6 protein-coding genes are annotated in these 5,608 nt (G+C 30.7%); 5 read left to right on the top strand and 1 reads right to left on the bottom strand.

The features are described 5' to 3' along the window. Positions 1 to 117: 117 nt before the first annotated feature. Positions 118 to 483 (bottom strand): MerR family transcriptional regulator, encoded by a 366-nt coding sequence (locus tag K1X16_RS17540; RefSeq protein WP_225037377.1) that lies wholly within the window; start codon positions 481 to 483, stop codon positions 118 to 120. A 113-nt stretch (positions 484 to 596) separates the two neighbouring features. On the opposite strand from K1X16_RS17540, the gene K1X16_RS17535 reads away from it, so the two are divergent. The 5 genes from K1X16_RS17535 to K1X16_RS17515 all read left to right on the top strand — a co-directional run bounded on the left by K1X16_RS17535 (position 597) and on the right by K1X16_RS17515 (position 5,403). After that, positions 597 to 1,577, top strand: coding sequence for an alpha/beta fold hydrolase (locus tag K1X16_RS17535; RefSeq protein ID WP_225037376.1), 981 nt, complete (start codon positions 597 to 599; stop codon positions 1,575 to 1,577). 302 nt (positions 1,578 to 1,879) lie between these two features. Continuing rightward, the gene (locus K1X16_RS17530) at positions 1,880 to 2,584 is read left to right on the top strand and encodes a hypothetical protein (RefSeq protein WP_225037375.1); all 705 of its coding nucleotides are present in this window, start codon (positions 1,880 to 1,882) and stop codon (positions 2,582 to 2,584) included. Positions 2,585 to 2,752: 168 nt separating this feature from the next. Next, a complete protein-coding gene (locus K1X16_RS17525) occupies positions 2,753 to 3,400 on the top strand; it encodes a hypothetical protein (protein ID WP_225037374.1) in 648 nt (215 codons plus the stop codon). A 208-nt stretch (positions 3,401 to 3,608) separates the two neighbouring features. Next, a complete protein-coding gene (locus tag K1X16_RS17520; RefSeq protein WP_225037373.1) occupies positions 3,609 to 4,604 on the top strand; it encodes an IS30 family transposase in 996 nt (331 codons plus the stop codon). A 112-nt stretch (positions 4,605 to 4,716) separates the two neighbouring features. After that, complete coding sequence (locus K1X16_RS17515) at positions 4,717 to 5,403, top strand: hypothetical protein (protein WP_225037372.1); 687 nt, start codon at positions 4,717 to 4,719, stop codon at positions 5,401 to 5,403. Positions 5,404 to 5,608 lie beyond the last annotated feature (205 nt).

Genomic DNA, 5,608 nt, shown 5'->3' with positions numbered 1-5,608 from the left:
TTATTTACTAAATTGGCTTATTGAAAACCCGAAGGTAAGGTGTTTCAAATCCCTTACTATTCATATATATATTCATTATATGCAAGCTGAAAAAAAATCTAAATAACCGAAAAGACTTTAATCAATTTCATTCTCAATATTTGATTTACAAATTGCTATTTGCTTTTTGATTGCTTTCAATTCTTTCATTTTCTCTTCTATTTGCAGCAATTTTTTATTTAAAACATTAATTTTTGCTGTTTTACTTAATTGCTTCTTATACCAAGTATCAACAACCTCTTTTATTTCGGCAAGGGTAAAACCAACAGCTTTTGCCATTTGAATAAATCTAAGTTTTTCGATGGTTTCTTCGTTATAATAGACATAATTATTTGTGGTTACTTCTTTCTTAGTTTGACCACTAATAAGTCCGCTTTTTTCATAAAAGCGAATTGTTCCAATTGGAATACCTGTTTCTTTAGAAAGTTGATTTATTAACTTCATTTTCAATAATTTAAAAAAAATAACAAACTATACAGTATACTACATACTTGTAGGTTACAAACATAGTTCTTAATTTTACACTTTACAAGTTGAGAACTAAAATAAATCTGATTATGAACAGACGGGAAATCATAAAACAAGGAGGAATTGCATTAACAGCATTAGCAATGCCTTTTCCATTTACAAAATTTACAAAATTTAATAGTATGACAGATAACAAAAATTTTAACTCCGAAGAATTAATCAAGACCTTGCCAGATTTTACCAATTATTATGCTGAAGTAAATGGAACTAAACTACACTATGTTATAGGCGGACAAGGCGAACCATTGATTTTAATACCGGGCTATCCTGAAACTTGGTGGGCTTATCATAAAGTAATGCCAATACTTGCCAAAAAATATCGTGTTATAGTTGTCGAAATGCGAGGAATGGGTAATTCAGACAAGCCGATGGCTGGATATGAGAAAAAGAATATGGCTAAGGATATTTTTGAACTTGTAAAAAAGTTAGGGTTTGATAAAGTATATATTGGTGGACACGATATCGGTGCACACGTAGCATTTAGTTTTGCAGTAAACTATTCAGAGACAGCATCCAAATTAATTATGGTGGATACCCCACACCCCGATACAGGAATGTATCAATTGCCGATGTTACCTGTTTTGGGAGCAAATTATCTGTATCCTTGGTGGCTTGCATTTAATCAGGTAAAAGAACTTCCCGAACAACTTCTTGAGGGACGTATGAATATCGTTATAGAATGGTTGTTTAAAAACTTATTGAAAGACCAAAAAAGTATGAATGATTTCGACAAATCCGTTTATGCTTCTACTTATAATAGCAAAGATGCAATTCGGGCTTCAAATGCTTGGTATCAATCTTTTCCTCAAGACATTGAAGACAGTAAAACGTACGAAAAACTAAACATACCAGTATTGGGAATTGGTGGAAGTGGATATGAAATGTTACAAATGTCGTTAACAAACTCTACAACAGACTTACAACTCAAAAAATTAGAAGATTGTGGACACTTTATTCTTGCTGAAAAGCCAAATGAAACGGCAAAGCTTATCTGTGACTTTTTGGAATAAATAACGTACAAGGACATAAAGTTAAAATAAACAAATAGCCAGGTGAAAAACTTTAAGTCCAAATAAATGAAATTTTAAGCTTATCTATTTTCTGAAGAATTATAATCGCTAATTTTGTAAATTGTAAAGAAATAAAATATTCAAACTGAGGAAAAGCCTGCATATAACAAGGTATAAAAGCAATAGCGGTTCGGGTGTAAACTCGAACCGCAGTTAATTTTAATAAGTATTTTGTAACACGAAAAGCAAGTGTATTTAAATCGCTACAGCTCTTATACTAACCGTTGTGCAACATTTGACTAATGAACAAACTTTTAACCTATTTATTAATATTTCTGACATTTAGTTGTGTTGAGAAAAAGAAAGAATCTGAATCTGATAAAATACAGGTTGAGCAAAAAAAGCCAGTTTCAATAAATAATGAATCTACTGAATTAAAAGCAGAACCAACTTTAGAAACTAAAAATTCTGATTCTGTATTTATTGCCCCAAGTAATTTCAAGTACTCAAACCTTAATGAATTTGACTTAAGAGGCTGGTATTATGGAAAAATAGTAGATAGCCTTAAATCGTTTTCATCAAAGGAAAAATTAATTGAATATTTTCAAGATGAAAGACTCAAAGGTGAAAATATTTATCCAGTAAACTATCAGTACTTTTCAATCCAAAAAAATGACAAATCTGAAAAAATAATAACAATTATAGAGGGAGATGAAAGTTGTTGCCACGATTTACATTATTTAATATATAACTCTGAAAACAAATTATTAAGTGATAATATCGTTGCAGGAACTGGTGGAGATGGAATGTGGGCATATGACCAATATGGAAAATTTGTAAATGACTCAACTTACGTCTTGACTCGAATTGATATGGAAGAAATTGAACTAGAAAATGGTGGAACAAAAACTGAAATAGATTCTGTTATTATAAATTATAGATTTTATAAAAACAAACCATTTGAAAAATTGACTGAACAAAAATTTGAAAAAGTAGAAAAACATTAAAAAACGTTGCACAACACCGTGTATAATTAATTGCTTTTCTAGGCTTACTTGCGAAAATTCCTGCGGAATTTTCTCTGGTTCGTGAAAGTTTGCTAAATTAGCTACCCAACCACGCAACTAATCATACACAAAACCGTTGGGCATAATTTGAACAAAATGAAGAAAATATTGATAATATTATTAATTGGAATTTCCAATATTACATTTTCACAAACGATGACAGAAATTGATTCTGTTTCTTATGTAATGTGTGATTTCCTGAAAAATTTGGAAATTAAAAATGATACGCTTAAAATAAACTCTTTATACGAAAAGCAACTTTACCCATATTTAGGAAAGTTTGAGCAATCACAAACCCAAAAAATTGGACAACAAGTTTATTATAGACTTCAAAAAAATTGTGTGGAATTTCGAAATTTATTAGACAGATTGGAACCGCCAAAAGAAACAGTGACGAGAATAACGAAAAAGCCAAAACCCGAAATTTCAAAAAAGCAACTAAAGGAATTTAAAAATCAAAAGGAATTTTATTATTTTGAAGTTGCTGGAGATACAACAAGAGTAAAAATGGAAAAAGGAAAATGGACAGATTCTTTTTCTAATAATACATTTTCAAATCTGACTTATAATTGGATTAACGAAACAGAATTCGAATTAATCTTTTTGGAGAGTAACAATGAAACACGGTCAAATTTTAGCGTAAAAGGAGATAAATATATTTATCAGATTTTATCAAAAGAAAATGGATATTATGAAATGACGGTAAATATTCCTGGACAAGAAACTTTTGAGAAATTTAAAATGTATTACGAATAAAAAAACTATGCCCAACACCGTGTATAATTAATTGCTGGTTTTAGCCAATTTACGAAAGTCCTCGCGGACTTTCTATCTGTGATTTATTTGTTAACTTTAGTGCTTAAAACACGCAACTAATCATACACAAACACGTTGTCTGTAATTTAACCAAAACTATCCGAATTCAATAACTTAACGCAACAAATCAAAATTTTAGATTTGTTGTATGAATACAAAAAAGCATAAACGATTATCACTTAAGGAACGTGTCATTATTCAGACGCTTTTGGAAGAGAATAAATCCAAATCTTTCATTGCAAATAAGCTTAATCGCTCACGTTCTACCATAACCAGAGAAGTCAATAAATGGGTATCTAATCCTAATGATAAATACGATGCTTCTCTTGCCAATTGGTTGGCTAAGGATGACTATCTAAACAAACGGAATTTAGACAAAATAGGCACCTATTCTTTACTGCGTTTTTATGTCTATAAAAGTCTTTTAAAAAACTGGTCACCAGAACAGATTTCAGGACGAATTAAAATTGATTATCCGAATGATATGGTGATGACAATATCGCACGAAGCAATCTATATGCACATCTATTCGCATCCACAAGCCAGCCTGAACAAAAAACTTATAAAACTTCTTCCCTATCAAAAATCTAGACGAAGAAAACCAAAAGCTAGACGTAAGAAAGGCTCTAAAATCAAAGATCAAATAAATATAGCTCAAAGACCTGAACATATTGAAAACAGGCAGGAAATTGGACATTGGGAAGGTGACCTGGTTATAGGTAAAGCTCAAAAATCTGCTATCGGAACTATCGTTGAACGTAAATCCAGATACACTCTAATTATTAGTCTTAAAAACAGAACTACCAAGTCTGTTACTAGAGCTTTTGCCAAAGAATTAAATCGTTTTGATAACCAACTTACAAAAACCATGACCTATGACAACGGAACTGAAATGGCTGACCATAAATGGCTATCAAAGCATACTAATATGGACATTTATTTTGCTAATCCATATGCCTCTTGGGAGCGTGGAACCAATGAAAACACCAATGGACTTATTAGGCGATATCTACCTAAAAAAACAGACTTTAAAAGTATTGATAATAATCAACTGAAAAGTATACAAAGTAAACTTAATAACAGACCCAGAAAGGTATTAGGTTATAAAACACCTCTTGAAGTCTTAGAACAAAACTCTGTCTAATTTTTTCTTTCTAAAAAGCCTTCGAAAAATCTAGGTTTTTTGGAAAGAAAAAATTAAATTGTACCATAACCAATTTGCAACTTTTGTTGCGTTAAGGCCTTGAATGTACCCTATGAGTAAAACCTTTCTCAAATTATTTTTTATTGTTCCATTTCTGATTTTAGGATGTAAAGTTGATAAAGAAAAGACCATAGTAGGTTCAAAATCGAATAACTGCAAAAGTCCATCTGATGCAATTGTAAAATTCAACACAGTAAAAGAAAGTGATGTTTCAGAAAGTATTTTGAAATATGCTAAAAGTCAATCTATTGAATTTAGAAATATAGAGGAAAAAGAAATTTCTGATTGGATTAATAATAATGTGTTCAGCGAAAAAAGAGGTTATTCTGGAATTAAAGAATGGAATATTAATGATAATGACATTTGTTTTACACAAAATGTAAGAATTAAATCTGCTTCAGATTCAACTCAAGTTTCCGAAGTGGATATCAAAATATGCAATTCGATTTTGACTGAAGATGTTTCTGCTGGGAATTATTGGGAATTTGAATCCGATAATTTTAGAGTCACATTAAGCTACTGCTTCGATTCAATCGAATTTATTAAACCAGTTGCATATTATGAAATTGTCGATAACAATGGAAAATTGGAACGTTCATTAACAACAGATTTAAGAAAATACAACTGTATGATAAATATTAACTTGACCTTTCTCGATAAAAGAAGTAATACAGAATATAATAGGCTGATTTTATCTGATAATGGACTTTTATATACTGATTTTAGAAACTGGAAATAAAAAACTACAGACAACACCGTGTATAATTAATTGCTTTGTTATTGCCTACTTGCGAAAATTCCTGCGGAATTTTCTCTGGTCCGTAAAAGTTTGCTAACTTAGCTACTTAACCACGCAACTAACCATACACAAACACGTTGTAAGTAATTTGAGAAAAACGCTAATCATATTGATATCATTGAGTTTTGGACTTTCATCTTGCGAG

The organism is Winogradskyella sp. SM1960 (genome assembly GCF_020179375.1).
Taxonomy (GTDB): Bacteria; Bacteroidota; Bacteroidia; order Flavobacteriales; family Flavobacteriaceae; genus Winogradskyella; species Winogradskyella marina.
The sequence above is the reverse complement of the archived record's forward strand: the minus strand, read 5'-3'. Positions and strand labels throughout refer to the sequence as shown.